The following is a 25,276-nucleotide window of genomic DNA, read 5'->3' as shown; positions in this document are numbered from 1 at the left end:
CTTGATGAAAGTGTGGGTGAGAATAATTTCAGACCTGGCTGCGCATGTTTTTTTGCACGATGATGACAATGGCCAGGACGATCAATAAACCCGCCAGTGACATGCCGCGCAGACTTTGATCCAGCACGATCCAGCCCAGGATAACGGCATTGATGGGGCTTAACAAACAGAGTGAAGACACGGCCACCGGCGACAGGCGCGCAATGCCGCGAAACCACAGGCTGTAGGCCAGCAAGGCACCGACCACCGACAGATAGGCATACGCCAGTATCTGCGTCAGGCTCAGCGCAGGCAGCGGCGCATCTGCCATGAGGCTCAAGGGCAGCAAGATCACACCACACAGCAAGAGCTGATAGCACAAACTATCTCGATTTCAAGATAACCCCCCGGTGTGTGTGTGGTCTTTCAAGGTGTAAGCAGAAGCCACAGTGGCCATATGCCTGAATAGCGAGGGGCAACGCATATAATGCAGGCTTAAGAACGAATGAATACTCAGGGAGTCATCAAGACGGGAGAAAAAATGATGAATGCAGGCGACAAGATCATGAAACAGTGGCGCAATGCCAGGCCAGACCTTGATTGCAGCCCCATGGAAAATATGGGCCGTCTCAGGCGTTGCAGTGATCTATTACAGCGCGAGCTCGATTCCACCTTCAACACCTTCGTCATGAGCGACTGATAATTCGACATGCTGGCCACGATCAGGCGCTCCAGAGCCACGTTTTGCATGAGCCCGACAGACCTGTTTTCCGAACTCATGGTCATCTCCGGCACCATGACGCACAGATTGCAAAAAACTCGAAGCCAGCGGCTGGATCTTGCGCCTGCAAAACCCCGATGACGTACGCAGCATGCTGGTGCAACTGACCAACGCCGGTAAAGACCTGGTAGACCGCGCAGTCGTCGCTCACGTAGAAAATGAAAGACGCATCATGTCAGCCTTGGGGACGGGGGAGTTGAAGCGTTGAATGAGGGACTGAGGGCGATGCTGGCGGTGTTGTAGAGGGAGTGACAGGGTTTGCGCGGGCATTCGTCTCATGAAATTAAATTCATTCAACATCCATACTGTAATCAAGTTGTTAATGCAGCCGTCTTATTAGTGCATGGGTTGGAGCCGGGTCAGGCTTAATAAAATGTGTTATTTGGTCTAAATTTGTACCGACTTTTTTGTAAAAATGATCGTATGTAGTTTGAAATTGGTACTCGTTGCATTTCGAAATTATTTTGATAAGTAAAACAAGAAATTATTTGCTGTATAGTTAATAATCTATAAAATTTATTCACCTGGTTTCTTAATGATTTTTACCATGCAGCGTGGTCATGAGCGTTTTGGTGTCCCGGAAGAAAACCTGAATGCGGCAAAAAAGTGGGCCGAAAAACAAAATACGGAGATTTCTCATTGTTATGTACCTACTCGCAACGAAGTTGCTAAATTAAGCAGTCAAAAAATCACTAAGATTCTTGTGAACTGGATGTGCCATAGCCCGGTCGAAATTATTCCCAGCCGCAGCCAGATCGTTGAAGTCAGGGATATTCTGCTGGCACGTGAAGATGCCAGAAATCTCAGTAATGTCATAACGATGTGCAATTACTATATTGCGAACGACTAAATCACCGCAAGATTTTTGATATAAATTTAGATATAAAAAAAAGCAGCCTTGAGAGGCTGCTTAAAAAATGGATCCGACATCGAGGAGATGTTTCCGTGAGTATAGCAGTCAGGTATGACAGTTCAATGACTCCCTGCTTGCATTGTTGTTTGCTAAAAACAAGCTGGTGCTTTCAAGGACTCATTCTGAAAATCAAGCTGAACAGGAAAATTTTTGCTATACATTCCTATACAGGCAGCGATACGCCCATACTTGTCGCACCATACCGTCATGTCTCTTTAAATGTTCCTTTAATATCGTGATCGCCTCACATCTCATTACTTCTATCCGGAAGTGGACACAAGAGCATGCTCTTCTGAGATACAGCTGTACGTTTATTATTGGATGGTCAATTGTTTTCCTGGTTCTCGTCCTTGCCGTTTGGCGTTCGCATTATTCCACTATAGACAGAGACAAAAAACAAATGAGGGCAAATGCGCTCAAAGATGTCGCCTCTCTGTCGCGTGCATATGCGCAATATCTGACCCGCACAATTGAGCAAATTGACCAGGTCAGCATGCATGTGAAATATGACTGGGAACATTCCAGGCATTCCCTGAGGCTGGAAGAACAAAGATCCCAGGGATTATTCATCGCCCCACAATTTGAGCTGGTTGCCATCCTGGACGCCAAAGGCAAACCTGTTACCTCCACTATCCCTATAGAGAAATGGCAGGACACGACATTGAGGGGGCAGTTTTTTTATCATCAGAATAATAATTCCAGTGCCATGCAAATAGGCTTTCCGGCTGTTATTAACAGTTCCGGCAAGCTCGTCATTCAATTTACGCGCAGGCTGGAAACCGCTGACGAAACATTTGATGGGATAGTGGTTATCTCGGTAGAACCATCCTATTTTTCTTCTTTCTATGACAGCCAAAGCCTGGGTAAAAATGGATTGATCGCCATTCTGGCAAGCGATGGCGCGATAGGTGCAAGCAGGCTGGGAGATGTCATACCGTTTGGTGGCGGTAACGTATTTACGCAGAATATTCAATTCAAAACAACGGTAGGCTCAGACGAATTTTCCGGGCCGTCGACTTTCGTAGATCAACACTCCCGCATATTGGGCTGGCAAAGCGTTGATGCCTTTTCACTCACTGCTGTTGTTGGTCTGGATGAGCAGGAACTGTTTGGTAATTACCAGGCCATTTGGGCGCAAGCTAAAATGACGGCTGTCACGACAACAATCGCACTTTTCCTGTTTGGTTCAATCGCCGCTTTTATATCGACCAGGCTTGCTTGGAGAAAGTATCAGGCCAAGCAAGTGCGCGACACTTATCGTCTGGCGACGGAAGCGACAGATGAAGGCTTTTACATGATGAATGCAATCAGGGATGCGCACGGGAAAATCATCGATTTCCAGGTGGTTGATTGCAATGTTCGCGGTGCCCTGTTTTTTGGACTCAACCGCGAAGAACTCATAGGCATGAAGATGTCTTCCCTGCAGGGTGAAATTTACTTCACGAAGCTCATGCAAATTTATTCCCGCGCCATGGAAACCGGCTTTTACGAGGATGAGTACGAACTCTCTGAATTGAGTCCTTTGAACATGGCATGGGCCAGACGCCGCCTTACACGTTCCGGTTCTGGTCTGGCAGTAGCAATACAAGACATCAGCGAAAGAAAAGAAGCCGAGCGTGAACTGCAACGTTTGGCTACCAAGGACGTGTTGACTGGTTTATATAACCGGCACTGGTTAACGGAGTATTTACCAAACGCGATACAGAGGGCAAAAACCAGCCAGCAAATGCTGGCATTGTTGTTTATTGATCTCGACGGCTTTAAGAACGTCAACGACTCACAAGGACATATAGCGGGCGATCAGCTACTGAAATCGGTTGCTTCACGATTGCTATCTGTACTGCGGCCATCTGACAATGTCGTTCGTCTGGGCGGCGACGAATTTCTGGTCGTGCTGGAACCGGTAGAGCGGGATAGCCAGTCTGCCCGAGTTGCAGAACGTATAGGCGACACTTTACAGCAACCATTCTGGTGGGAAGGGCAAAAGCATCAGATCGGTGCTTCCATCGGTATCAGCATTTACCCTGTCGATGGCGATACGACCGAGATATTGCTAAAGAATGCAGATATTGCCATGTATTCGGTCAAGGCATCTGGAAAGGGGCATTACAATTTCTTCAAACCCGAGCTCTATGAAAAATTAAGAGTGCGCGTCGACATGGAGCGTGCACTTGAGCAGGCAATAGAAGAAGATCAATTCGTGCTGTTCTATCAACCGCGAGTCAATGCATTGACTGGTAAGATGACCAGTATGGAGGCGCTGATAAGATGGATACGCCCGGACTATGGCTTGGTTCCTCCGGTAGAGTTTATTCCTCTTGCAGAATCGAATGGAATGATACTGCGCCTGGGCGAAATCGTTATGGCAAAGGCATGTGCCCAGATCGCAGCATGGCAAGCCGCATCTTTGCCAGTGGTGCCTGTTTCAATCAATGTCTCGGCCAAGCAATTCAGCGCGGGTTCTCTGCCGAAGAAACTGGCTGAGTGCCTGCAAAGTTGCGGTATTGATTCCACTCTTCTGGAAGTTGAAATCACTGAATCTGCCATGATGGGGGAAGATAATGCCATCCTTGCGGATCTCCGCGATATACGTGAGCTAGGCGTTAAATTATTGGTGGATGATTTTGGGACAGGGTATTCCTCATTATCCCAACTTCAACGCCTGGACATGGATATTTTGAAAATAGACCGGGTTTTCACCAATGAACTCACGAAGTCTAAAGAGGGTGAGATTTTCTTTAAAGCGATAGTATCCATGGCGCACGCACTGGATATGACCGTTGTTGCGGAAGGTGTAGAAACCCAGGAGCAAGTGGATGCACTCCGGCAGCTCAACTGTGATGAAATTCAAGGCTATTTTATTTCCCGCCCGGTATCGGCTGACTATGTACCTGATTTGATGTTAAAACAATTTCTACTACCGCTGGCAGTGAATTCATAGAGGTAGTAAATGACATTTGGGTTTGATCAAATAAGATGCAAAAATCAAGCGCAAAAAATGAAAACAGCAAATCTTGATCGCCAATTCGGTGTATTCTTTTGCCTGCAAAAGTCTGTGGAAACAACGATTCGATTCGGCATTTTGCATTTTTTCACTGATGGAACTAGGAGATACGCATGTCAATTAGCCATTTGAATTTTTTGCAAAACTTCGAAGAAGTAACTACTTCCAACATCCATGGCAGAACCGATTCTGCGACCGAGACCAAGGTTGCCCATGGTATTTCTCTGCAACAGACAGTAGGAACTGCTTGTGCACTTGAATACCTGCGCGCACATGGTGTACCGCGCCAGGTTACTCAGCGTGTCTTAACCCAACCGGAGCACCGTCGCAACGGCGCATAAATGCGAACCGGATCTGCCACATATATAATGGTACGATACTTTAAAAGACGTAACCATTTGTGACATAGCAGTCATGAAAATGACATAAAGCAGGCGCATCATTGCTGCAATGCAATAAATCGTTTCAAGCTTGAAACGATGCATGCTTTATTTAGGTGACCATGCCATGTTTCTACGTCCTGCCATCGCGCTAATGCAGCGCCTCCGTCTGTTTCCTAAGTTCCTGATCGTTGCGGTACTCTTTTCTGTACCCGCTATTCTGATCACTGGCTTGCTAATCCATGAGCTTAATAAATCTATCTCTTTTAGTCAAAGTGAGCGTCTGGGTATCCAGCAATTGCAGGCTGCACAAGAATTGCTGAAACTGACGCAGCGTCATCGCGCTCTGCGTCATTTAGCCCTGGCCGGTAATGCACCAGCCAAAGAAGCGGCAAGCAAGCTACAGCAAGAAATTAACTCCAAAATTTCAGCGTTTGACAAACTACAAAAAGCGCAGTTGGAAATGGGGCTGGATGCATCATTTATCGCCATCAAACAGTCCTGGGAAAGCATCTTGCAAAAGCTGTCAGCATCAAAGAATAAAGAAAGCTATACCGATCATGCATCACTGATCGCGCAATTGTACAAACTCAATGCACAAATCGCCGATCGATCGCATCTTACGCTGGACCCGGAAGTTGATACCTATTATCTGATCAGTCTTTTTGCCAAGAATTTGCCAGAATTAGCAGATGGTATTTCCGACATTGCAGGTCGCGGGGCTTCTTATATCGATACCGGTTTGCTGGAAGCCAATGAAGACTTGCTGATCAGTTCAGATGTCATGCTGGCCAAACGTGACATCAGCCGCATACCGGCATTACTGGAAGCGATGTACAGAGCCAATCCTGGTTTCAAAACGAAGCTGGATGCGCAACAGGCCGTCCTTACCAGTAATCTGGAATTTCTGGAGCGTACAAAAAATGAAGTTCTCAATACCCTGAACCAGACATCAGGCACAGAATTTTTGAAGGCGGGCATAGCAAGTGTCAATGGCTGGTATGCCTATGCAAATGCGACAGGCGCTTTGCTTGATGCATCACTGGAAGAGCGGCTTCAACGCGACATCTTGCACAGAAATATGTTGATCGCAGTGATTTCCCTCATCTTGATTGTCGCAGCTTATTTACTGGCAGGTTTCTATGTTTCGTTTTCTGGCGAGGTGCAAGAACTAAGCGAAGCTGTACAACGTGTCGCAGCTGGAGACCTTAGTACCAGGATTTCGTCTCATGGTAAAGACGAGATAGCGCAGTTGCTTAACGCATTCGAAGAAATGAGTTTGGGCCTGGCAAGTCTGGTGACCAACATCCGCAGTGGGACAGAAACAATTGCCACGGCGTCCCAGGAAATTGCACATGGCAATGCTGATTTGTCCACCCGCACTGAACAGCAAGCCGGCTCACTGGAGGAAACTTCTGCTTCCATGCAAGAGCTAACCAATGCAGTGAAACAAAACGCTATTGGTGCAGAACAGGCCAACGGTAATGCCTTGTCTGCCTCAGATATAGCACGCGAAGGTGGCGTGGCAGTGGAACGGGTGATCGATACCATGAGGGCTATCGAACAATCCTCCAAAAAAATCAGCGACATTATTGGTGTCATTGATGGCATTGCCTTTCAGACCAATATCCTCGCGCTGAACGCTGCGGTAGAAGCGGCCCGCGCTGGCGAACAAGGCCGTGGCTTTGCAGTTGTTGCTTCAGAAGTGCGCAATCTGGCACAACGCTCTGCTGGTGCGGCCAAAGAAATTAAGCAACTGATTACAGCGTCTGTCGAGCAGGTCAACGTGGGCAGCAAGCAAGTCCAGGCGGCGGGTGCAACCATGGAACAGATTGTCAACTCCATTCAGTCTGTTACCGATGCCATGGAAGAAATCACCACGGCCAGCGCTGAGCAGCGTTCTGGCATTGAGCATGTGAATGAAGCTTTGAGCCAGATGGATAACATCACCCAGCAGAATGCAGCTTTGGTTGAACAGGCAGCAGCAGCGGCAGAAAGCATGCATGATCAGGCGCTCAAACTGTCGCAAGCGGTTGCCGTATTCAGGATTCATGACGCTAGACCAACAAACTCAAATGAGGGAGAGGCAGGGCAAGGCAGCATGAAAAAAAATGCAGCTCCGCAGGTCAGGCAAATTACCAAGGCCAAACTTCGTCTGGCAAATACGAATTGAGCTTATAACGGTACAATGCTTGTTTATGAGCTGCAACGAGATATGAAAATGATTTTATTATTACTTTTACCAACCAGCTCATTTCGCTCTTTACACTGCAATTATTCCGGTGATGAGGCCGAAATCCAGCCTGATGCCAAGCCTGTCAATATGACTGCCCATGGTCAAATCGCGGCTATCTGCAAAGCGTTTTCACTCTTTTTGTTTCTGAGTTTTCATATATCCACCGCGATAGCCGCTACGATAAACGGCGCAGGCTCCTCCGCAGCGGCGCCTTTATACGGCAAATGGGCTGAGGCTTACAACAAGAAAACCCAAATGAATGTTGATTATCAGGCAGTTGGCTCTTCCACCGGCATCAAGCAAATTAAGGCAAAAGCGGTAGATTTTGGTGCCAGCGATGTGGCACTCAGCGTGGCAGATTTGAAGCATGACAATCTCATTCAATTTCCATCTGCAATTTCAGGTGTGGTGCCTATCATTAACATTCCTGGTATCGCATCGGGGAAGCTGAAACTGACGGGTGAAGTTCTTGCAGACATATTCGCCCGCAAAATCAACCAATGGAATGATCCTGCTATTGTCGCCCTGAACCCTGACATCAAACTCCCAAAGAAGGCCATTGAGGTGATTGCACGTCAGGATGGATCGGGCACAACCTATAATTTTACGGACTATCTGTCAAAACTAAAACCGGACTGGCAGAGTGCCTATGGAAAAAATTTCACGATCAAGTGGCATTCTGAAGTCATCCAGGCAAAAGGCAGCAGCGGCATATCTGCAGCAGTCAAAAAAACACCTTATTCGCTAAGCTATATCGACTACAACTACGTGCTTCAGGACAACTTGGATTTTGTGTTGCTCAAAAACCGTGATGGAAAGTTTGTCGGACCTTCAGCAGATGCATTTGCGGCGAGTATGGTTAACAGTGGCTGGAAAACGCAAGGCAATTTCGAGGAAATGCTGACAGATAAGTCTGGCGTCAACAGTTGGCCAATTACGATGGGAACTTTTGTCTTGCTTCAAAAAAATGTCAACAACCCGGAAAAAGCGATTGCCACCATGAAGTTCTTTACCTGGAGCTTTATGAACGGCGACCACTTGGTTCGCGCCGTCGATATGGTCCGTCTACCGGATAGCATACAGGCACGTATTTTTAGAGAAATGATGACCGTGGCAGATACAAGTGGTAAGCCTTTGCAGTGGATTCCTCAGTGACATTATTTGGAAAAAATCGGTTTTCTAAGCCATTGAGAAATATAGGAAATTTCCTAACCATGTCAAATTGCACGAGAAGTAAGATTACCACTGCATGAGCGGTTTGGATTCGAGAAAGCGGCGCACATAATGGATGTTAGCCGCTAATTTGAGCAATGGGTTGGCACGGCTTATTAGGACTTGCGTGTTGGTTTGCTAGCTGAATTGACCAGGTCAGTTTGATCCACCTCCCGCTTCTTGGCGAAGGCTGCATTACGCCACCCCCTAATCATCCTTCTCCACAAACCGCTTCAACCTGCCCAGCGCCATTTCCCATTCGCGGCCTATGGATTCAAGCGTGCGTTTGGCTTCGTCTATGCGGGTGGGCTGGAGTTGCCACAGGCGTTCGCGGCCGCTTTTGATGTCGTGGACGACGCCGGCGTCGGCCAGCACGGTGAGGTGTTTGGTGACGCCCTGGCGGCTGATGGCGGTGGTTTGCGTCAGGTGTGAAATCGAGAAGGCGCCACCGGCGCACAGCACTTCGACGAGCTTCAGGCGCGTAGGGTCTCCCAGGGCGGCGAAGACGCTGGCGAGCTGGTCCTTGTCTGCTGCGGGGTTGGCTGATCCTTCCGCAGCCGCACCCGCCGCGCCAACTGCTGCGCGGGTGGCGGTGCGGCGGGTTTTGCTGCTGGCTGCTTTGCTCGTGGTATCAGTTGCTGGCATAGCGGGCGATGTTTTGCAGTTGTTTTTCCCAGCCGTTGGAATTCATTTCAAAGGCTTTGCGGCGGCGGTGGGCGGGTACCTTGTCGAAGCCGGATTCAACCACGGTGAGCAGGGTGGCGTTGCCGGGCGCGTCTTTGAGGCTGAAGCTGACGAGGGTGGGGATTTCGCCCGAATAATCGACGCTGGTGTCGATGGAATACGGGTGCCAGTGCATGGACATTTCATCTGGCGGTTGTATGTGTTCGATGACGGCGTCGAAATAGAGGTTTTCACAGCCGGGCAGGTTGAACAGGCCGCGGTTGCGCTGGCCTGGCACGAAGGTCTGGCCGCTCAGGTCGGCACCAAACCAGGCACCAAATTCTTCGGCATTGCTGAGGGCGCGCCAGACGCGTTCACGCGGGGCATTGATGACGATGCTACGTTGCAGGCTGTCGGTGTCGGATGGCTGGTCTGCGGCGTGGCTGGCATTGCTGCTTGTGTTGCTCATGCTGGTGACTCCTTTCTTTTTTTGATTCAGGCGGTGGCTGTTTCGGCGATGACATGGGGTGTGCCCGTGCCGGTTTCTGCATATTGTTGGAGGCTGGTCATGAAGTATTGCCAGCCGTTCAGGCATTGACTATAGCATTGCAGCGCGGGGACGAGGCCGATGTGTTCAAATTCCAGCCGTGTGCGGCCATTGCCTGCGTCGCTGATGCCAAACACCATTTCTGTGCCTACCCATTCGTCGCTGCGGGTGACGTTGGCAGCAACGATGTGGGCGCGCGTGCACAGCCAGCGCACCTGGTGTTGTGGCGTCAGGCCGCTGATGCGCACGTCCTTGTCGCAGACGCCGAAGCGGAAATGGATGGTGTCGCCGACAGCCGTGCCGCCGTCGCAATCCTGCGTCCACCAGCCGCGCAAACCGGCGATGGTGGTGAGGGCGTTGTAGACGGCAGCGGGCGTGGCGGCCAGGTCAAGGGTGTGCTGGTAGTTGCTCATGGTGATCTCCGGTCATGGATTTGGGTTGAGATTATATGCAACCAATTGGCTGCTTATTTATTATGGGACGGGTTTCGGATAAATGCAACTATTTGGTTGCTTTATTTTTGATGTCACTATGATGTCAACAGCGCGGGCATGTTAGGGAGGGCTTGATGAGCCTGGTTGTCTTTATTGGCGGGGCGGGATGAATGCGGCGGGATTTATGCCTGCGCGGTGCGGCAGCCTGCAAGCGGTGCAGTGGACGGATCAAGGGGGAGATGGGTTTCGGTTGATCAGCCGTGACACAGCTTGTGGCTGGCTTCGTCAGGCTACCGTTTACCAACCCAACACTGGGCCTATAAATCTCTTATTCGTTAATCAAAGGCTGAGTGTTTGGCTGATGAGGCGTAGCCTGGCGAGGCACGGCCCAACCTTCGTTTTAAAGTGATTCGTATGACGGCAAAATTCAGTATTCGAAATGACCTGCAAATGACCTGCGCTAGTCTTCAGACAATTGCCGAGTACTCATTTAATGGATGATGCCGCCCCGATTGCAAGATCGTTTGCAATCGGCAGATTTGATTGTTTATCAAGCGCGTTACACACCGATTTTTCTGATAGATATCGATCCCGACCATCCGAAAGGACATATCGGCGAACCTCTTCAGTAACGGCGCCAATGCGTTGAAAATTCTGCTGCGCATCACGCAGTGTCATATGATTCGGCCCACTGTGTCGATCAAATTCCGTTGTCCCGTCATCCTCCCAAAAGCACACACGACAAATATCATATGCCGCACTCTCTTCCAGGCTTCGGTATCCGCAGCATGGGCACGTCGCTAGCTCCTCAACGTCGCCTTTAACCACATCATCCAACCCTAGAAGGGCGATCTGGTTTTTCAAATACGAGTTGACCACCCCTGTATATGAATGTTTAAGGGCAATCTTTAGCAGAGGATCATATATTGCGCCTTTCGGGTTGCCCGGTTCGTCAGTACGAGCGATCATCACCTTTAAAAGATCGGGAAGACCTTCATAGTCGGGATCACCCGCATCAATAGACCACCAATCCAGCAGCAAGGCCTCACGCTCCTCCCTGGAAAGTCGAGCAAGGTCGCGTTGCACTAACAAATCAATTGCTTCATCTCTAGTCAAATGAGTCACCATCTAAAATTACCGGCTGATTGGTGAATTTTCAGCGCCTCTGATGCAAACATGGGCCACATAGTTGCAAATTATCCAGCAAAGTGGCTCAAATTTCAGAGCAAGCAACGACTAACCACCAATTTTAAGGAACACCAAGTGCTTTACGAAATCTTGGGAATAAAAAATATTGCACGTTCAATACTAACGGGTAGCTTGAATAATACCCAAATCTACACTTAAAACATCAATGTTATTTAACCAATTTACTAGCTGAATTGACTCTGTCAGGGTCGTAGGTTGGGCCGGGCCCCGCTGGGCTACGCTTCATCAGCCCTACACTTGGCATTTCAATGTCGTACACGTTTATCAAAGGCCCAGTGTTGGGCTGGTAAACCGTAGCCCAACCTACGCTGTCCAGCCAACCTACGTTGTCCAACCAACCTACGTTCTCAACCCAGCCTACATTCCGCCCAACTTACGTTCTCAAGCCAGCGCGAAGAAAAACGGAACAGACCTGCACCATCAACCCCCGCCACAAACCTCCACCATCAACCCGCGCAGCCAGCGGTGTGCCGGGTCGGCGTCTTGTCTGGGGTGCCACATCATCGAGATGGTGAATGGAGGTACGGCAAAGGGCAAGGCGAAGCTGTGCAGGTCGTGGCGCAGGCTGGTGGTGTAGCGTTCAGGTACGGTGGCGATGAGGTCGGATGCCTTTGCCAGCGCCAGAGCGGCTGAAAAACTGCCGACGATGGTGACGATGTCGCGTTCCAGTTCGAGGGGGCGCATGGCCTCATCGATGGGGCCGGTGTCGAGGCCGCGCCGTGATACGCAGATGTGCTGGCCGCCGGCATAGCGCGCAGCGCTCATCTTGCCTTTGCAAAAGCCATGGCCTGGGCGCACCACGCCGACAAAGCGGTCGCTGAACAGGGCGCGGGTGCGTATTTCCGGGCTGGTGTTGGTGCCTGCCACGCCGGTTTCAAGATCGATGCTGCCATCGCGCAGGGCGGTGCTTTGCTTGTCGGGTTTTTGCAAAAAGCACAGGCGCACACCAGGTGCTTCACTGCGCGTACGGGCGATCAGTGCAGCACCAAAATTGTCGACAAAGCCTTCGCGCGTGCGCAGGTTGAAGGTTCTGTTCAGTTGTTGCAGATCCAGCTTTTCTGTCGGGCGCAACACGGCTTGCGCATCTTGCACTAGCTGACTGACCTGGGCGCGCAATTCCAGCGCACGGGGCGTGGGCACCAGGCCGCGACCGGCGCGTACCAGCAAGGGGTCGCCTGTGGTTTCGCGCAGGCGCGCCAGGGCGCGGCTCATGGCTGAGGGGCTCAGCCGCAGGCGCTGGGCGGCGCGTGCCACGCTGCCTTCGGCCAGCACGGCATCCAGCGTCAGCAAGAGGTTGAAATCGGGTGTACTCATGCGGCGATTGTAGCGTGTCCTGGCAGGCATGTGGCGTTATATGTGGCGTCTGGTGCATGAATAAAGTGCAAATGTTGCGTCTTCCGCCATGTCAAGTATGGGCGTATGGTAGGCACTATTCCTTCAAGATACCAAGCCGGAGCCGATTGTGAAAACCGAAATGACCCCTGCCACACCACCTGGCCTGTCTGCCGCCAGCAAGCCTGCGCAGCCCGCCTCGGTGCGCTGGGCGCTGCTGGGCCTGTGCCTGACCATGCTGATGCCTTCGCTTGATACCAGCATCGCCAATGCGGGTTTGCCGGTGCTGGCGCAGGCGTTTGGCGCCCCCTTCCAGGCCGTGCAGTGGATCGTGCTGGCCTACCTGCTGGCGATTACCACCCTCATCGTTGGTGCGGGCCGCCTGGGTGACATGCTGGGTCGCCGTCGCCTGCTGCTGGCAGGCATTGCCTTATTCACCGCCGCCTCGGCACTGTGCGGCCTGGCCCCCTCGCTGGCCTGGCTGATTGCCGCGCGGGCTGCGCAGGGCTTGGGGGCGGCGGTGATGATGGCGCTTTGCATGGCATCGGTCAGTGAAACCGTCGCCAAAGAAAAAACCGGCAGCACCATGGGTTTGCTGGGTACGATGTCCGCCATCGGCACGACGCTGGGGCCATCGCTGGGTGGCCTGCTCATGGCTGGCCCGGGCTGGCGCACGATATTTCTGATCAATGTGCCGCTGGGCATCATCAACTTCTTCCTGATACAGCGTTATCTGCCTGCCGACAGGCAGACCGCGCAAGACAGGGCAAGGCTGGCCAGTTTCGACAAGACCGGCATGCTGATGCTGGCACTGACACTGGCCGCCTATGCGCTGGCGATGACCATGGGGCGCGGGCATTTTGGGGCGCTCAATGCGGGCCTGCTGCTGGCGGCGGCCTGTGGTCTGGCGCTGTTTTTGCGCGTGGAGGCCAAAGCGACAGCGCCCCTGCTGCGCCTGGCCATGTTTCGCAACCCGGCGCTGAGTACCAGCCTGGCATCCAACATGCTGGTGGCAACGGTGATGATGTCGACCCTGGTGGTTGGGCCGTTTTACCTGTCGCTGGCACTGGGTTTGCTTGCTGCGCAGGTCGGGCTGGCGCTGTCGGTGGGGCCGCTGTTTTCTGCACTCAGTGGTGTGCCTGCCGGGCGCATGGTTGACTGCTTTGGTGCCAGGCGCATGAGCCTGGCCGGGCTGTGCGGCATGCTGGCAGGCTGCATCGCCCTGGCGCTGTTGCCCGCCAGCCTGGGCATTGCCGGTTACCTGCTGCCGCTGGTCTGCCTCACACCTTGCTATGCCCTGTTCCAGGCAGCCAATAACACCGCCATCATGAGCGATATCGCCGCCGACCAGCGCGGCCTGGTTTCCGGCATGCTGAGCCTGTCACGCAACCTGGGCCTGATCACCGGCGCATCAGTGATGGGCGCCCTGTTTGCGCTGGCGACTGCGGCATCTGACATCAGCAGCGCCGACCCGGCAGCCGTTGCCACTGGTATGCATGTAACGTTTGCGGTGGCAGCAGGTTTGATTTTTGTGGCGCTGGCTTGTGTGTGGGTGGCGAGCAGGCTTTTGCGGCAAAAACAGACAGCACAATAGGGCGATACCCTGCTGTTGCACCGGTAACAAATCCATGATCGACATCACATTGCCGTACTCGCTTCCATCAAAGTCACGGTGGTATCAGCTAACTGCGCGGTGTCAAAGCTTTCCCAGCCCAGGCGCGCGTAGAGTGATGCGTTGTGCGGGGTGAAGAGGTAGATTTTTTGGTGGCCTAGTCGTGCTGCCTCAAGACGCGCCCTGGTTGCCAGTGCCGAGGCAATGCCGGTGCCGCGATACATTGGCGGCACGAATATCGCAGATAGCCAGGGGCTCAGATGCTTGTGCGTCAAGGTGCTTTGGTTGAGGCTTGCCGTCCCTTGCACCTGGCCTTCATCGGATAAGGCGATGAGGGTCAGTGGCAGGGAATTTTCTGACGCCAGGCGAAGCCGTTCCAGGCGTTGCTCAAGCGTGATGAGCGGGTTGAGATAACCAAATTGTCCGTGCGTTGGCAGATTGCGAATAGTAGCCACAATCTTCAGGGCAGCTCCCGGCCAGGTCAGGGTTCGGATGCACCGGTGCTCTCTTTGTGAGCATCGACTGCCGTCGGATCGCGCCCCTCGCGCATTTCCTCTTTCAGTCGTCCCACCTCCCGCTCCAGGTGTTCGATGCGATCGAGCGTATAGTCGAAGCTGGTGGACTCCAGTGATTGCAGAAAAGCCCGGGCGGTCGCGAGGGCGCGGCGAAGCTTGCCCTCTGGGACCAAATGGTTCGATGTGTGTGTCATCAGAGATTCCTCCTAATATGGTGCAAGGTTCGGGCTAGACAGCAGTCAGGCCGCCATCGACCGGCAGGTCGATGCCAGCGACGTAGCTGCTCAGATCCGAGGCAAGGAACAAGGCCGCGCAGGCGATCTCATCGGGGTATGCCAGGCGAGCCAACGGCGTCATCGCTGTGATTTGGTTTCTCGCTTTGGCCGCGCCCTCTTTGGAGGGGAACTGGTCGTCGAACATTGGCGTGTCGACCGCGCCAGGGCTCAACACGTTGGCCCTGATCCTTCGTTCCTTGAGTTCGCTGGTCCACGTGCGGGCGAATGACCGGAGCGCTGCCTTGGTGGCGCTGTAGGTGCTGCGGCCGGGAAGGCCTTTGTCCTTCCCGGCGGACGCCACGAGAATGATGGAAGCGCCATCGTTCAAGTAAGGCAGCGCCTTTTGAACGGTGAAGTAAGTACCGCGGGCGTTGGTGTCGAAAGTCTTGTCGAAATGCTCAGGCGTGGCTGCGGCAGTCATGGTCTTTTCGACGAAAGCCGCTCCCGCAAAAATCACATCGATCTTGCCTTTTTTCGCGACGATCTCGTATAGATGGTCGAGGTCATCAAGTTTGGCAATGTCAGCCTTTACGCCAGTGACGTTCGTGCCAATCTTGGCGACAGCCTTGTCAAGCTCGGACTGTCGGCGGCCGGCGATAAAAACATGGGCCCCTTGTTCAACGAACCTGATTGCGGTCGCAAGGCCGATGCCGCTGGTCCCTCCGGTGACGACGGCAATCTTGTTTTCCAATAAAGTCATTATTGCTCTCCTTCTGGTGAAACGTGCGGCTTGCACCGCGATTAGATTTGCGACCAGCCACCATCGACCGGAAGCTCGGCGCCGGTCGTAAAGGTCGCATCGAACGCGAGGAAGAGGACGGCCTTGGCGATTTCCTCCGACGTCCCGAAACGCTTCATCGGGACCATGGCGCTCGCATGTACTCGCATCTTGGCGGCTGCATCTTTATCGGGGATCGCCTTGTCGAGGATGCCTGTGTCGATGGGACCTGGCGATACCGCATTCACGCGGATTTCGCGAGGAAGAAGCTCAGCGGCTAGCACCCGGGCGTATGATCGCAGCGCAGCCTTGGCCGCACCGTAGGTGGCCTGGCCGGGCAATCCCTTGACGTTGGCGATCGAAGTCGTAAAGACGACAGCACCTCCCCGGTTGATCAGCGGCGCGAGTTTCTGGACCGTGAAAAAGGGGCCCTTGGCGTTCAGGTTGAACATTTCGTCGTAGATGGCCTCGGTCACACCCTCGAGAGGCGTTGGAATACTGAACCCGGCGTTCACAAATAGCAGGTCGAAGGTGTCGAACTCAGTCTTCACCCGGGATGCGAGGGCATCGATGTCTGGCAGCGACCGCGCGTCGCTCGACACCACGATGGCGCCCGCCCCAAGCTCTTTCCCCGCCGATTCCAGGCCGCCCTTAGACCGTCCTGTCACCAGGACGCGCGCGCCCCCGTCCATTAGCTTCTTCGCCGTCGCGAGCCCCATGCCGCTTGTGCCGCCGATAATAACCACCTTTTTATTTTGGTACTGGTCCATATGTATTCTCCATGCGAGGTTAGGGTTGCCTTACTTATTTATTAACTGTTTAGTTAATAAATAAGCGTAATGGACACCCGGGGTGTTTTTGAACTATTTATCTCAAAAGACTGTAAAACTCCTGGACGATCTTATTATTCTGCAATCGCCTGCCGATCTGTTCACTGCGACCATTTCGCCGCGACCGACGCTTTTTCAGACACCGCGCCTAAGGGGGTAGAATTGGGCAAGTCGACGCCAGAGACCTTGGCGACTGCCAGCCACGCGGCCTCCTGGCTGGCGTGATCGTGGATATGTGGGTGGCGCTGGGATACAATTGGGCCTGAGAACTTCCCTTGCGCCGAGGCAAAGAATTGCCCTGATACATCGGTTCCGAACTTCGACGCCTGGAGGTACCGACTGGCCGCAATCTCCGGCGTCTGGTTCATGCCGGGGATGAGGTTAGCGATTGGGATAAATAGATACTTCACGGCCAGGCTAGCTTGTCGCGAAACCTTGGTAGCGGTCGCGGCACCGGGCGACACGGCGTAAACAGCCATGCCGGAGGGCAGCCTGCGCGCCAGTGCCGCGACCCACCAAGCGACAATGAGCTTCGCGTCAGCATACGCATTGTTGGGCACGTACTTCACGTCAGGCCCGTTACGGATCAGGGCTTCAACAGCGGCGGTTTGGTCACCCTGGTGATATTTGGCCGCGAAGGCTGGCATGTCGGTGTAGCTGAACATTGGAACGCCCCCTCGGGCTGGCTCCGCACCGGCGATAACTATCCGCGCGTTGGGACTCAGCAGATTGGCGCGTAACAAGCCCACAGTCAGTTGATGATGACCAATCAATGGGGCCTGAGACGCCTCGACGCCCGATGCAGTGATTACGCGCGCTTTGCCAGGGACCATCCCGGCATTAAGCAATAAAAAGTCGATCGGCTGACCTCGCTTGACGAGCTCAGCGAGGGCGGCCTGAACGCTGGCCGGCGTGTCCAGGTCCAGCTCCAGCGGCATGAAGACTTGTGTCTTGGTCTCAGCGACGAGCTGCGCTGCCGTTTGCTGGACAGTGGCCAGGCTGCGACCAGTGACTATGACCTGGTGCCAGCCCTCGGCGGCGAGCATGCGGGCGGCCGCATGGCCGAGCCCAGAGGTGGTGCCAGTAACGAGGGCAATTGAATGTTTCATGGGCAGATCCGTAGTGAAGGATAAGGTTGAAGGAGTCCCTGCGGATAGGGTGACCTTGTTATTTTCGAACTGTTCAGTTATATTATATTGGTGTAAATGTAGAGTCAAGGAATTTAGAACTAAAATGTTTCAAAATACCACCAGGCTGCGGGGACGCCCGCGAAATTTCGACGAGACGGATGCGCTTGAAAAGGCCACCAAGGTGTTCCGGTCCAAGGGTTATGACGGCGTGACGATCGACGATCTCGTTGCAGGCATGGGTGTGGGAAGGCCAACCCTGTATTCTGTCTTCGGGGATAAGCGGACGCTATTCTTGCGTGTCCTTCGGGCATACGCCGAAAAGAAAGGCGCTCGCGCTGCGAAGGCGCTTTTCTCACCGCCGGCTCTCCAGGATTCGCTTGCCGGCTTCCTGAGGCATGCCGTAGAAGCTGCGACCGAGGAGGGATCAGCCCCGGGGTGTCTTCTCTTGTGTGTCGCGCCCCTCGTAGACGACGCTGAGGTCAGGCAGTTCTTGAAGGACGCCGTAGCTGGCGGCGTGGCGCTCGTGGAACGTCGTTTCTCTGACGGGGTCAGCTCTGGCGAAATCCCGTCTGACTTTCCCGTAGCGGCGCGCGCGACTCAGGTTCTCGACCTTTCCCGTGGTCTGACCATGCGTGCGCAGATGGGCGTGCCGCGCAAGACGCTCCTCAATGACGCAGCGGAAGCAGCCGAGTTGGTCCTTCTTTCGCGGCACTCAACCACGCGAGCATCAGAGAAATAACAGAGATGCGGGCAGCGCTGGAAATGCTCGCCCTGAAGCACTCGGCACCGCGGCTGAAGGACGCTGATCTGGCTGTCATCGAAGCCGCGCAGGCAAGCTGCGAAAGTGCTGATTCGCTGGCAGCATGGGACGCTGCCAATCGCGAATTTCACAGCGCCATCATCAGCCAGTGCGACATGCCAAGGCTGCTGGCGACACTCAAGCAACTTGAGTTATCGAATTCGCGTTTTGTTTTTGCCCTAGGCAAGGTGCGCGGCTGGCAACAGCGCTCGAATCAAGACCACCGCCTGATCGTGGATGCCCTGAGAGCCAGGGACACGGAAAGGGCTTTGCTATTGTTGGCGCGCCATATCGGCACCATGGAAAGAATTGGTTTTCCGGCGGCGAGCGATTCGTAAAGGTGTGTGTAAAATTTGCCTGCAAGGGGCTTGATCGCAATCTCAACACATGGCCGGGCTGCTGCCTTCAAGCCGTTTATGCGAGCGGTTGCGCCATGCGGATATCGGTGCGGCCAAGGCTGTATTCGCGGGGCGAACATTGCATGACGCGTTTGAAGGCGGTGCTGAATGCGCTTTCGGATTCGTAGCCGAGTGACGGGGCGATGATGGAAATGGGGTCGCGGGTGTTCATCAGCCTGTCGCCGGCAAGCAGCATGCGCCAGCGGGTCAGGTAATCCATCGGTGATTCGCCCACCAGTGTTTTGAATTTCAATGCAAAGGTTGACCGCGACATATACGACCGTTCTGCCAGGCTCTGTATGGTCCACTTGTGTGCGGGGTTTTCATGCATGGCATGGATGGCGGCGCTGATCTGTCTGTCGCTTAGCGCATAGATCCAGCCTACGCCTGCACCTGCACCACCGCCTTCTGTCTGCGCGGTCTGTTCTGTCGTCTGCGCTAGAAACAGGCGCAGTGCCTGGATCAGCATGAGATGGGCCAGGTGCCGGGCTATCAATGAACCACCGGGCAGGGGTTCGCGCAGCTCTTGCATGATTTGCTCAAGTGAGCCGCGCAAGACTTTCTTATCGGATTCTTTACGGATGTGTACCACCGCTGGCAAGATGCCCAGCAACACGCCGGCATGTCTTCCGGCAAATTCAAAATAGCCGCCCAGCCCATAACAATCGCCACCGCCGTTGTAGGTGACTATGCCACCTTCTTTCACCATGGGGAACACCATGCTGGCATCAACAGACGGCAAAGCCGGGTCACTGCCCAGGCTGGCGGGTTGCCCGCCTGGCAGCAAGACGCAATCACCTGCCTTGAGGTGCACCGGTTCAGGATAGCCTTCTACTGTGAGCCAGAATTCGCCAGAGAGCAGGGCATAGCAGCGTATGCCTTGCAGGGCCTTGAAATGCAGCGACCATTGTCCGCCCGCATCAAGCCCGCGAAACATATAGCTGCGGGGTTTGAGCAGTGACAAGACATCTGAAAGCGGATCCATATATTCCCGGACGATAGCAAAGATAAGCCGGACTATAGAGTATGGATCGTCCTGGCACAAGCGCCTATGATGGGGTTTTTCTTGCCCGTCAGGGGCTAGAACGCATCTCATCTTTATTGATGAAATGCGTTCTTATCATTTCAGGAGCGCAAATGACGACCAATACTGCTGCATGGATATCAACGAAGCGGGCCGATCTGACCGTGAAGCCTGCGGCCTATACCCCGCCTGGCGACCATGAGATCGTGGTGAAAAACCATGCTGTCGCCATCAACCCGCTGGACTGGATATTGCAAAATGCGGGTGAGCTGGTGTTTTCATGGATCAAGTATCCATTCATACTGGGCTCAGACCTGTCAGGCGAAGTCGTGGAAGTGGGCAAGAAGGTAAGCCGTTTCAAGGTGGGGCAGCGGGTGCTGGCGCATGCTGTGGGCAGTGACCCCAAGCGCAACAGCGCTGCCGAAGGCGCTTTTCAGAATTACACCGTGGTTCTTGCGCATATGGCCTGCCCCATTCCTGACACCATGTCGTATGAAAGTGCGGCGGTTCTGCCGCTGGGCTTGTCGACGGCGGCCTGTGGCCTGTTTGAAAAAGACCAGATGGCGCTTCAGCATCCATCTGTCAACGCCACACAAGCCAAAGTCACGGGGCACACCGTGCTGGTCTGGAGTGGTTCAAGCAGCGTTGGCTGCAATGCCATACAACTGGCGGTTGCAGCTGGTTATGAGGTCATTACCACGGCCTCGGCAAAGAATGTTGATTACCTCAAAAAGCTGGGCGCCAGCCAGGTCTTTGATTATCGCAGCGACAGCGTGGTCAGCGATATCATTGCGGCCTGTCATGGCAAAACCCTGGCTGGTGCGATGGCGATAGGCATGGGGTCGATGGAAGCCTGTCTCGATATTGTGCATGCGTGCAAGGGCAATAAATTTGTGGCGATGGCGACGTTTCCGGTTTCTTTCCAGAAGATGACGAAGGGCACCAATCTGAAGTACCAGTTTCTGCGTCAGTTGCCACGGCTTGTCGCGTTCATGCTGTCCATGCAGGTCAAATCGCGCCTGCGGGGCATACGCACCAAAGCCATCTTTGGCACATCGCTGATCGCCAATGAAGTCAGTCGCGCCATCTATGTAGATTTTTTGCCGGCGGCGCTGGCGCAGGGTGTTTTTGTTGCCGCGCCTGAGCCGCATGTCATCGGCAAGGGGCTGGCGCATGTGCAGGCGGGTCTGGACATGCAAAGAAAAGGTGTGTCTGCCAGCAAGATCGTGGTTTCACTGTAAAGTAGGAAGCATGAAGGTAGCAGCAAGGCAGCATCGCATTAATTCAGTTACCAGTTACCTGGCAAAGCTTCCGCAAACAAAAAAAGGGGTTCATGCATGACATCGCTTTATGACGCGCAGCAGGTCTTGCTGATGTACAGCCTGCTCATGGGCATCGGCATGGTGGCAGCCTGGGGCTGGTCGCGCTTTGATCTGCGCACATTTCGTGGCGTCGGCATCTGGGTCAAGCCGCTGAAATTCATGTCTGCCACGGCGTTGTTTGCCCTGACCAGCGCAGGCCTGATGCAGATGGCTGAGGTGACGCCGGCAGCCTTGCCAGCGTTTTACTCGATTGCCGTGCTCATCGTCAGCACATCGGCCTTCGAAGTGGCTTACATCAGCTTGCAGGCCAGCCTGGGCGAAGCCTCGCACTACAATACGTCAGACGCATTGCATGCGGCGATGTCGGGTTTGATGGGTATCGTCGCGGTTTGCCTGACAGCCAGCCAGGTCTGGCTGGCCTGGGTAATCTGGCTGCACCATAGCAGGCCGGCTGTGTCCTTAATGCAGATCGCCATTGTCACCGGTCTGATACTGACCTTTGTACTGGCGACGGTCAGCGGCTTTTTGCTGGGCGCGCGTCAGCCCGCAGCTGGCAAAGGCTTGCCGCTCGTGGGCTGGCATGTGCGCGATGATGGCGATACGCAAGGCGACATGCGCCCGGCGCATTTTCTGGGTGTGCATGCACAGCAATTCATACCGGCCTTCGGTTTGCTGGCGACCTGTCTTCCGGCCTCCTTCCCTGCAAGCGCAGGCTATATGGTATTCATCGTTCTCACGGCAGCTTATGTGCTTGCGTGGTGGCGTGTCAGCGCTGCCGTATTGAGGCGGGTCAGGCATTCACATTGAGCCGCCAGCATTTGGGTTCACACTGCCCCTGCGCGCTTGCCGGCAAACCATGTCTCTTGCGCCTGCGCGTCGGCCAGTGCCAGCAGGACGGCGCTGGCCAGTTCATGCGATGCGGCGGGTAATCCGGCATCCTCGTAGGCCGCAGCGTGGCCCTGTATCAATGCTTCGGCGCGCAGGATGAGTTGCAGATCCTGAGGGATATGTTCAGCCCCGCTGGCGCATGCGCTGACGGACAGGGAGTGCGCCTTGCGGCACACGGCAGGCCGGTGGCTGTAAATGCTGCACAGATTATCGACCAGAAAAGCGCAGGCCTGACGTATGTGAAGAGAGTTGTGCTGCGACGTTTCTACATACTGTCTTAGCCGCTGGATCAGGCTATCCAGCGCCATGTCGCTGTGTTGCCGGAGTGCCGTGAGGATATGAAAAACCTCGGGCTGGCTGACGCTGACGCGCACATGGCAGCAATGCGCGCAACCCGCCTGGCAGGCCAGCGGGGCCAATATCTTGTCGCTGTCTTGCAGCAATTGATCGACGTTCTTATGCAGCTTGCCGATATGGGCGACCGCCATCGCAGACTGTTGGACAGGCATGAGCTGTATGGCAATGTGGCGCCTGACGGTTTGTATGGATTCCAGAAAGGCATCCTGTTCTTCTTCAGTGAGCATGCTTTGTCCCAGGTACTGGTGCCACGATCTGTCGATTACCCCTTCCAGGCCATTCCAGCCAGCCCCGCCCCGCGACTTCACACCACCCTCACGCAATCGCCGCATGAAGCTGTGCAAGCGCATCTGACGCCGTCATGGCCCTGTCATTTTCCCTGACTATCATCCCGGCTGAGCGCGATGGCCTTGTTGTATGCATTTTATCTGCAAGCAGCGCAATGGCAGGGCGGCACAGCCTGCCTGCCATTCTTATGTTTTTTCTAAGACCTGACAACAATTTTAACGAGGCCAGCCTGAAGCTGGTTGTTTATTTACTCATCTTGACTGACTTATTATGCGCCAATCTGCCTTAGTCCTCGCTTTAAGCGTGGCACTTGCTGGTTTGTCTGCTTGCGGCGGCTCCAGTTCCGTCGCGACCACGGCCACGACCACGCAACCACAAGTTGTGACGACAACACCACAAACACGTACCATCGTCATGGTGTGGGACGGTCTGCGTCCCGATGCCGTCAATGCGACGGATACGCCGAATTTGTATGCCTTGCGTCAACAGGGTGTCAATTTTGCTGACCATCATTCGACCTACCCCACATTCACGATGATGAATGGCTCTTCGTTTGCGACCGGGTCTTTCCCCAAGACCAGCGGCTTTTATGGCAATACTTTCTGGACTCCGCCGCAAGCCAATGCGACGACACCTATCCCCGTCGGTAAATCTGCTGCCGGTGGTAACCAGGATTATGTTGCGCCAGTGTTCACTGAAGATTACGCCGTTTTGAGTACGCTCAATGACTATTATGGTGGTCAATTGTTGCTGGTAAAAACCTTGTTCAAGACGGCACAGGATGCCGGTCTGAAAACGGCAACCATCGGCAAATCCGGTGCGGCCTATATCCAGGATCTGGGCCGTGGTGGTGTGTTTATTGACGAAAACACGGTCTTGCCGCAATCACTGGCAAGCGAGTTGCAGACTGCTAATTTTGCACTGCCACTGAATGCACCGTTTGCTTACCCCTCAGGTGCGGTGACCCTGGCTGCCAGCAATGGCAACCCGACTGCCCGCGCCGGTGCGTTGACATTTGCCTTGCCTAACGGCCTGCAAGTCAGGGACGCTACCGACACCACGCAAGGCGCACCGGAAGATGCGGCCAACAAGTACATGATGAAGCTCTACACGGATTTCGTCCTGCCAAAAAAATTGCCTGACCTGTCGCTGATCTGGTTCCGTACACCAGACAATACGGAACATGCGTATGGCCCGGGATCGTCCAATTACCGCAAGGCGCTGGCTTCGCAAGATGCCCGCCTGGGCGAATTGCAGGCAGCTCTGAAAGCGGCCGGCATGGACAGCACCACCAATATCATCATCGTCTCTGACCATGCACACAGCAATGTGTCTGGCCCGACCAGCCTGTACCCGCTGCGCGCCATCAATGCCAGCACCTCAGTGACCAGCGGCATCACCAATGCCACGTTGGGTAACAGAGATCCGGTGAATGGCTTCTCTGTCTCTGGTGACGTACGTACGGCAGATTTGCTGACTTTTGCTGGTTTCAAGGCGTTTGATGGTTCAGGTTGCAGCACCAGCGGCATGTATGGCATCAAGGCAGATGGCACGAACGTGCAGAACGTCGGTATCGACGGCACCGGCGCATTGTGCGGTACGGCCAACACCAAATACCAGGCCATCAGCGCCGCCTTGCCAACCCCACTGGCCAGTTTCAAGGTGCCTGCCATCTTGCCAGCTAACGGTATCGTCATTGCTGCCAATGGCGGTTCTGACTATCTGTACTTGCCAGACCATGACGTAACGACAGTGAGCAGCGTAGTGCGCTTCTTGCAATCGCGTGAAGAATACGGTGCGATCTTTGTTGACAGCCGCTACGGTGCCATCCCTGGTACCTTGCCGATGTCCATGATCAATCTGGAAAATGCAGTCCGTTCCGGCAAGGGCCAGCCAGACATCATCGTCAGCTTCACCTGGGATGCGCAGCAACTCGTCAATGGCTTGCCAGGTATCGAGTTTGAAAGCACAGGCGGCAACCGCGGCATGCATGGCAGCTTCAGCCCCATCGACGTACACAATACCCTGATCGCCAGTGGCCCGGCTTTCCGCAGCGGCGTTACCATCAGCAACCCTACCGGTAACGTGGACGTGGCACCGACGATTGCTTACGTGCTTGGTCAATCCATGCCGCAGGCAGATGGCCGCGTGCTCAACGAAGCCTTGCTCAAGCCAGCAACGACTAACGCACCCGTCGTCAAGTCAGCGACCTTGAACCCGACCGCGCCATCGACTGGCCTGTCATTCAAACTGCCGACCGACCCTACCGGCGCGACCGTGGATACGGCACTCAGCAATGGCAGCTACACGATTAACCTGGTCGTCAAGGATCTGACGGTTGACGGCAAGACCTATCGTTATTTCGATTATGCACAGGCTGTGCGTAACTGATTGAGTAAGCGCTCAGGCAGGATATTTTGATTCACTTGA

Annotated in this window: 26 protein-coding genes; 13 read left to right on the top strand and 13 right to left on the bottom strand. The window is 54.1% G+C overall.

What is annotated here, in order from left to right; translation table 11 throughout:
* Positions 1 to 28: 28 nt before the first annotated feature.
* Positions 29 to 361 (bottom strand): EamA family transporter, encoded by a 333-nt coding sequence (locus ACO0LH_RS02160; RefSeq protein ID WP_422939400.1) that lies wholly within the window; start codon positions 359 to 361, stop codon positions 29 to 31.
* 123 nt (positions 362 to 484) lie between these two features.
* On the opposite strand from ACO0LH_RS02160, the gene ACO0LH_RS02155 reads away from it, so the two are divergent.
* From ACO0LH_RS02155 to pstS, 7 genes are all read left to right on the top strand, one after another.
* Entirely contained in the window at positions 485 to 679 is a 195-nt protein-coding gene (locus ACO0LH_RS02155) for a hypothetical protein (RefSeq protein WP_422939399.1), read from the top strand.
* 139 nt (positions 680 to 818) lie between these two features.
* The gene (locus tag ACO0LH_RS02150; RefSeq protein WP_422939398.1) at positions 819 to 968 is read left to right on the top strand and encodes a hypothetical protein; all 150 of its coding nucleotides are present in this window, start codon (positions 819 to 821) and stop codon (positions 966 to 968) included.
* A 327-nt stretch (positions 969 to 1,295) separates the two neighbouring features.
* Positions 1,296 to 1,610: a hypothetical protein gene (locus ACO0LH_RS02145; protein WP_422939397.1), complete on the top strand. Its 315-nt coding sequence runs from the start codon at positions 1,296 to 1,298 to the stop codon at positions 1,608 to 1,610.
* A gap of 145 nt (positions 1,611 to 1,755) precedes the next feature.
* A complete protein-coding gene (locus tag ACO0LH_RS02140) occupies positions 1,756 to 4,614 on the top strand; it encodes a bifunctional diguanylate cyclase/phosphodiesterase (RefSeq protein ID WP_422939396.1) in 2,859 nt (952 codons plus the stop codon).
* Positions 4,615 to 4,790: 176 nt separating this feature from the next.
* Complete coding sequence (locus tag ACO0LH_RS02135; RefSeq protein ID WP_422939395.1) at positions 4,791 to 5,018, top strand: hypothetical protein; 228 nt, start codon at positions 4,791 to 4,793, stop codon at positions 5,016 to 5,018.
* Positions 5,019 to 5,184: 166 nt separating this feature from the next.
* Positions 5,185 to 7,230: a methyl-accepting chemotaxis protein gene (locus tag ACO0LH_RS02130; RefSeq protein WP_422939394.1), complete on the top strand. Its 2,046-nt coding sequence runs from the start codon at positions 5,185 to 5,187 to the stop codon at positions 7,228 to 7,230.
* A 42-nt stretch (positions 7,231 to 7,272) separates the two neighbouring features.
* A complete protein-coding gene (gene pstS / locus ACO0LH_RS02125) occupies positions 7,273 to 8,448 on the top strand; it encodes a phosphate ABC transporter substrate-binding protein PstS (protein WP_422939393.1) in 1,176 nt (391 codons plus the stop codon).
* Positions 8,449 to 8,712: 264 nt separating this feature from the next.
* Here pstS and ACO0LH_RS02120 read toward each other — a convergent pair whose 3' ends face one another.
* The 5 genes from ACO0LH_RS02120 to ACO0LH_RS02100 form a co-directional block, all read right to left on the bottom strand.
* Positions 8,713 to 9,150, bottom strand: coding sequence for an ArsR/SmtB family transcription factor (locus ACO0LH_RS02120; protein WP_422939392.1), 438 nt, complete (start codon positions 9,148 to 9,150; stop codon positions 8,713 to 8,715).
* Entirely contained in the window at positions 9,137 to 9,637 is a 501-nt protein-coding gene (locus ACO0LH_RS02115; protein ID WP_422939391.1) for an SRPBCC family protein, read from the bottom strand. The genes ACO0LH_RS02120 and ACO0LH_RS02115 overlap by 14 nt, the downstream gene beginning before the upstream one ends.
* A gap of 26 nt (positions 9,638 to 9,663) precedes the next feature.
* A complete protein-coding gene (locus ACO0LH_RS02110; protein WP_422939390.1) occupies positions 9,664 to 10,128 on the bottom strand; it encodes an SRPBCC family protein in 465 nt (154 codons plus the stop codon).
* A gap of 507 nt (positions 10,129 to 10,635) precedes the next feature.
* Positions 10,636 to 11,277, bottom strand: coding sequence for a CPCC family cysteine-rich protein (locus ACO0LH_RS02105; protein WP_422939389.1), 642 nt, complete (start codon positions 11,275 to 11,277; stop codon positions 10,636 to 10,638).
* 501 nt (positions 11,278 to 11,778) lie between these two features.
* Positions 11,779 to 12,672 carry a LysR family transcriptional regulator gene (locus tag ACO0LH_RS02100; RefSeq protein ID WP_422940553.1) on the bottom strand — a complete coding sequence of 298 codons (894 nt, stop codon included), beginning with the start codon at positions 12,670 to 12,672 and terminating at the stop codon, positions 11,779 to 11,781.
* Positions 12,673 to 12,832: 160 nt separating this feature from the next.
* Here ACO0LH_RS02100 and ACO0LH_RS02095 point away from each other — a divergent pair, with 160 nt between their 5' ends.
* A complete protein-coding gene (locus tag ACO0LH_RS02095; RefSeq protein ID WP_422940552.1) occupies positions 12,833 to 14,284 on the top strand; it encodes an MFS transporter in 1,452 nt (483 codons plus the stop codon).
* Between the two features lie 44 nt (positions 14,285 to 14,328).
* Here ACO0LH_RS02095 and ACO0LH_RS02090 read toward each other — a convergent pair whose 3' ends face one another.
* The 5 genes from ACO0LH_RS02090 to ACO0LH_RS02070 all read right to left on the bottom strand — a co-directional run bounded on the left by ACO0LH_RS02090 (position 14,329) and on the right by ACO0LH_RS02070 (position 17,749).
* On the bottom strand, positions 14,329 to 14,757 hold the full coding sequence (locus ACO0LH_RS02090; protein WP_422939388.1) for a GNAT family N-acetyltransferase: 429 nt from the start codon (positions 14,755 to 14,757) through the stop codon (positions 14,329 to 14,331).
* A 26-nt stretch (positions 14,758 to 14,783) separates the two neighbouring features.
* Positions 14,784 to 15,011, bottom strand: a complete 228-nt coding sequence (locus ACO0LH_RS02085; RefSeq protein WP_422939387.1) for a hypothetical protein — start codon at positions 15,009 to 15,011, stop codon at positions 14,784 to 14,786.
* Positions 15,012 to 15,045: 34 nt separating this feature from the next.
* Positions 15,046 to 15,792 carry an SDR family NAD(P)-dependent oxidoreductase gene (locus tag ACO0LH_RS02080; protein ID WP_422939386.1) on the bottom strand — a complete coding sequence of 249 codons (747 nt, stop codon included), beginning with the start codon at positions 15,790 to 15,792 and terminating at the stop codon, positions 15,046 to 15,048.
* Between the two features lie 41 nt (positions 15,793 to 15,833).
* Positions 15,834 to 16,580, bottom strand: a complete 747-nt coding sequence (locus ACO0LH_RS02075; RefSeq protein ID WP_422939385.1) for an SDR family oxidoreductase — start codon at positions 16,578 to 16,580, stop codon at positions 15,834 to 15,836.
* A 161-nt stretch (positions 16,581 to 16,741) separates the two neighbouring features.
* Positions 16,742 to 17,749 (bottom strand): SDR family NAD(P)-dependent oxidoreductase, encoded by a 1,008-nt coding sequence (locus ACO0LH_RS02070; protein WP_422939384.1) that lies wholly within the window; start codon positions 17,747 to 17,749, stop codon positions 16,742 to 16,744.
* Positions 17,750 to 17,873: 124 nt separating this feature from the next.
* On the opposite strand from ACO0LH_RS02070, the gene ACO0LH_RS02065 reads away from it, so the two are divergent.
* Positions 17,874 to 18,509: a TetR/AcrR family transcriptional regulator gene (locus tag ACO0LH_RS02065; RefSeq protein ID WP_422939383.1), complete on the top strand. Its 636-nt coding sequence runs from the start codon at positions 17,874 to 17,876 to the stop codon at positions 18,507 to 18,509.
* 5 nt (positions 18,510 to 18,514) lie between these two features.
* Positions 18,515 to 18,907 (top strand): GntR family transcriptional regulator, encoded by a 393-nt coding sequence (locus tag ACO0LH_RS02060; RefSeq protein WP_422939382.1) that lies wholly within the window; start codon positions 18,515 to 18,517, stop codon positions 18,905 to 18,907.
* A gap of 76 nt (positions 18,908 to 18,983) precedes the next feature.
* Here the strand turns inward: ACO0LH_RS02060 and ACO0LH_RS02055 are convergent, their stop codons facing one another.
* Positions 18,984 to 19,952 (bottom strand): AraC family transcriptional regulator, encoded by a 969-nt coding sequence (locus ACO0LH_RS02055; protein ID WP_422939381.1) that lies wholly within the window; start codon positions 19,950 to 19,952, stop codon positions 18,984 to 18,986.
* Between the two features lie 152 nt (positions 19,953 to 20,104).
* Between ACO0LH_RS02055 and ACO0LH_RS02050 the strand changes: the two genes are divergently transcribed.
* Positions 20,105 to 21,232: a zinc-binding alcohol dehydrogenase family protein gene (locus ACO0LH_RS02050; RefSeq protein ID WP_422939380.1), complete on the top strand. Its 1,128-nt coding sequence runs from the start codon at positions 20,105 to 20,107 to the stop codon at positions 21,230 to 21,232.
* A gap of 96 nt (positions 21,233 to 21,328) precedes the next feature.
* Positions 21,329 to 22,120, top strand: a complete 792-nt coding sequence (locus ACO0LH_RS02045; protein ID WP_422939379.1) for a hypothetical protein — start codon at positions 21,329 to 21,331, stop codon at positions 22,118 to 22,120.
* Positions 22,121 to 22,137: 17 nt separating this feature from the next.
* On the opposite strand, the gene ACO0LH_RS02040 is transcribed toward ACO0LH_RS02045, so the two are convergent.
* A complete protein-coding gene (locus ACO0LH_RS02040; protein WP_422939378.1) occupies positions 22,138 to 22,890 on the bottom strand; it encodes a YkgJ family cysteine cluster protein in 753 nt (250 codons plus the stop codon).
* Between the two features lie 226 nt (positions 22,891 to 23,116).
* Between ACO0LH_RS02040 and ACO0LH_RS02035 the strand changes: the two genes are divergently transcribed.
* Entirely contained in the window at positions 23,117 to 25,237 is a 2,121-nt protein-coding gene (locus ACO0LH_RS02035; protein WP_422939377.1) for an alkaline phosphatase family protein, read from the top strand.
* Positions 25,238 to 25,276 lie beyond the last annotated feature (39 nt).

Source organism: Undibacterium sp. TJN19, from assembly GCF_049339485.1.
In the GTDB taxonomy this organism is placed as follows: domain Bacteria; phylum Pseudomonadota; class Gammaproteobacteria; order Burkholderiales; family Burkholderiaceae_D; genus Undibacterium.
Note: the sequence above shows the minus strand (reverse complement) of the source record. Positions and strands in the feature narration are given on the sequence as shown.

Bases quoted from the DNA above. Each gene is read 5' to 3' on its own strand.
- ACO0LH_RS02155 (WP_422939399.1), top strand. From the start codon at position 485: ATGAATACTCAGGGAGTCATCAAGACGGGAGAAAAAATGATGAATGCA.
- ACO0LH_RS02145 (WP_422939397.1), top strand. From the start codon at position 1,296: ATGATTTTTACCATGCAGCGTGGTCATGAGCGTTTTGGTGTCCCGGAA.
- ACO0LH_RS02135 (WP_422939395.1), top strand. From the start codon at position 4,791: ATGTCAATTAGCCATTTGAATTTTTTGCAAAACTTCGAAGAAGTAACT.
- ACO0LH_RS02130 (WP_422939394.1), top strand. From the start codon at position 5,185: ATGTTTCTACGTCCTGCCATCGCGCTAATGCAGCGCCTCCGTCTGTTT.
- pstS (WP_422939393.1), top strand. From the start codon at position 7,273: ATGAAAATGATTTTATTATTACTTTTACCAACCAGCTCATTTCGCTCT.
- ACO0LH_RS02120 (WP_422939392.1), bottom strand. From the start codon at position 9,150: ATGCCAGCAACTGATACCACGAGCAAAGCAGCCAGCAGCAAAACCCGC.
- ACO0LH_RS02115 (WP_422939391.1), bottom strand. From the start codon at position 9,637: ATGAGCAACACAAGCAGCAATGCCAGCCACGCCGCAGACCAGCCATCC.
- ACO0LH_RS02110 (WP_422939390.1), bottom strand. From the start codon at position 10,128: ATGAGCAACTACCAGCACACCCTTGACCTGGCCGCCACGCCCGCTGCC.
- ACO0LH_RS02105 (WP_422939389.1), bottom strand. From the start codon at position 11,277: ATGGTGACTCATTTGACTAGAGATGAAGCAATTGATTTGTTAGTGCAA.
- ACO0LH_RS02100 (WP_422940553.1), bottom strand. From the start codon at position 12,672: ATGAGTACACCCGATTTCAACCTCTTGCTGACGCTGGATGCCGTGCTG.
- ACO0LH_RS02095 (WP_422940552.1), top strand. From the start codon at position 12,833: ATGACCCCTGCCACACCACCTGGCCTGTCTGCCGCCAGCAAGCCTGCG.
- ACO0LH_RS02085 (WP_422939387.1), bottom strand. From the start codon at position 15,011: ATGACACACACATCGAACCATTTGGTCCCAGAGGGCAAGCTTCGCCGC.
- ACO0LH_RS02080 (WP_422939386.1), bottom strand. From the start codon at position 15,792: ATGACTTTATTGGAAAACAAGATTGCCGTCGTCACCGGAGGGACCAGC.
- ACO0LH_RS02075 (WP_422939385.1), bottom strand. From the start codon at position 16,580: ATGGACCAGTACCAAAATAAAAAGGTGGTTATTATCGGCGGCACAAGC.
- ACO0LH_RS02070 (WP_422939384.1), bottom strand. From the start codon at position 17,749: ATGAAACATTCAATTGCCCTCGTTACTGGCACCACCTCTGGGCTCGGC.
- ACO0LH_RS02065 (WP_422939383.1), top strand. From the start codon at position 17,874: ATGTTTCAAAATACCACCAGGCTGCGGGGACGCCCGCGAAATTTCGAC.
- ACO0LH_RS02060 (WP_422939382.1), top strand. From the start codon at position 18,515: ATGCGGGCAGCGCTGGAAATGCTCGCCCTGAAGCACTCGGCACCGCGG.
- ACO0LH_RS02055 (WP_422939381.1), bottom strand. From the start codon at position 19,952: ATGGATCCGCTTTCAGATGTCTTGTCACTGCTCAAACCCCGCAGCTAT.
- ACO0LH_RS02050 (WP_422939380.1), top strand. From the start codon at position 20,105: ATGACGACCAATACTGCTGCATGGATATCAACGAAGCGGGCCGATCTG.
- ACO0LH_RS02045 (WP_422939379.1), top strand. From the start codon at position 21,329: ATGACATCGCTTTATGACGCGCAGCAGGTCTTGCTGATGTACAGCCTG.
- ACO0LH_RS02040 (WP_422939378.1), bottom strand. From the start codon at position 22,890: ATGCGGCGATTGCGTGAGGGTGGTGTGAAGTCGCGGGGCGGGGCTGGC.
- ACO0LH_RS02035 (WP_422939377.1), top strand. From the start codon at position 23,117: ATGCGCCAATCTGCCTTAGTCCTCGCTTTAAGCGTGGCACTTGCTGGT.